General features: G+C 49.4%; 1 tRNA gene and 1 rRNA gene. Both read left to right on the forward strand.

Annotated features, from left to right (window positions below):
- Window positions 1–76: transfer RNA gene (locus ACFPM8_RS11640), tRNA-Ala, on the forward strand.
- Between the two features lie 323 nt (window positions 77–399).
- Window positions 400–1,809, forward strand: a 23S ribosomal RNA gene (locus ACFPM8_RS11645); the annotation flags it as partial.

The raw sequence follows: 1,809 nt of genomic DNA on the forward strand, positions 1-1,809 counted from the left end.
GGGGGTTTAGCTCAGCTGGGAGAGCACCTGCTTTGCAAGCAGGGGGTCGTCGGTTCGATCCCGTCAACCTCCACCAAGTTTCCTTGGTGAGAAATATCAAACCTAAGTCGGTGCGGATAGCATGCACTGGGATTTAGGTTTGGTCTTTTTAAGATCAATGGTTTTACCGTTCTTTAACAATCTAGAAGAAGTAAAGATTCGTCAGCAAACAAGACATTGTTTGTTGATGGGTATGATTGTATCAATCAAAAAAGTATGTAAAGAGTTCTCAAAAGACTCTATGGGCGCAAGCCACATAGAGAATGCGATAACGCTTTGGATACGGCAAACGCTAAACTCATAGAAATACCTCTATAACCGCTTTTTGGCTGTGAACGCAGCCAGAAGCTAAAGTTATAGGGACAAGTGAATAAGTGCACATGGTGGATGCCTTGGCGATATCAGGCGATGAAGGACGTAGTAGCTTGCGATAAGCTGCGGGGAGCGAGCAAACACGCTTTGATCCGCAGATTTCCGAATGGGGAAACCCACCCTTTTAGGGTATTGCACACTGAATACATAGGTGTGCAAGGCGAACGCGGCGAACTGAAACATCTAAGTAGCTGCAGGAAAAGAAATCAACCGAGATTCCCAAAGTAGTGGCGAGCGAAATGGGAACAGCCGCAAGTATTAGCATGCGTCATAGTGGAATGCTCTGGAAATAGCAGCCATAGAGGGTGATAGCCCCTTACACGAAATGAGGTGTGTGGAACTAAGCTTGCAACAAGTAGGGCGGGACACGAGAAATCCTGTCTGAACATGGGGGGACCATCCTCCAAGGCTAAATACTCGATATCGACCGATAGTGAACCAGTACCGTGAGGGAAAGGCGAAAAGAACCCCGGAAGGGGAGTGAAATAGATCCTGAAACCGTGTGCATACAAACAGTAGGAGCGGACTTGTTCCGTGACTGCGTACCTTTTGTATAATGGGTCAGCGACTTACATTCAGTGGCAAGCTTAACCGTATAGGGAAGGCGTAGAGAAATCGAGTCCGAATAGGGCGTTCAGTCGCTGGGTGTAGACCCGAAACCAAGTGATCTACTCATGGCCAGGATGAAGGTGCGGTAACACGCACTGGAGGTCCGAACCCACTAATGTTGAAAAATTAGGGGATGAGCTGTGGGTAGGGGTGAAAGGCTAAACAAACTTGGAAATAGCTGGTTCTCTCCGAAAACTATTTAGGTAGTGCCTCAAGTATCACCATCGGGGGTAGAGCACTGTTATGGCTAGGGGGTCATCGCGACTTACCAACCCATTGCAAACTCCGAATACCGATGAGTGCGAGCTTGGGAGACAGACGCCGGGTGCTAACGTCCGACGTCAAGAGGGAAACAACCCAGACCGCCAGCTAAGGTCCCAAAGATTGGCTAAGTGGCAAACGAAGTGGGAAGGCTAAAACAGTCAGGAGGTTGGCTTAGAAGCAGCCATCCTTTAAAGAAAGCGTAATAGCTCACTGATCGAGTCGTCCTGCGCGGAAGATGTAACGGGGCTAAGCCAGTCACCGAAGCTGCGGATATGCGTAAGCATATGGTAGGAGAGCGTTCTGTAAGCCTGCGAAGGTGTCTTGTAAAGGATGCTGGAGGTATCAGAAGTGCGAATGCTGACATGAGTAGCGATAATGGGGGTGAAAAGCCTCCACGCCGTAAGCCCAAGGTTTCCTGTTCAACGTTCATCGGAGCAGGGTGAGTCGGCCCCTAAGGCGAGGCAGAGATGCGTAGCTGATGGGAAGCAGGTTAATATTCCTGCACCGTCGTTAGATGCGATGGGG

The organism is Paraherbaspirillum soli (assembly GCF_042654985.1).
GTDB classification, from domain to species: domain Bacteria; phylum Pseudomonadota; class Gammaproteobacteria; order Burkholderiales; family Burkholderiaceae_D; genus Paraherbaspirillum; species Paraherbaspirillum soli.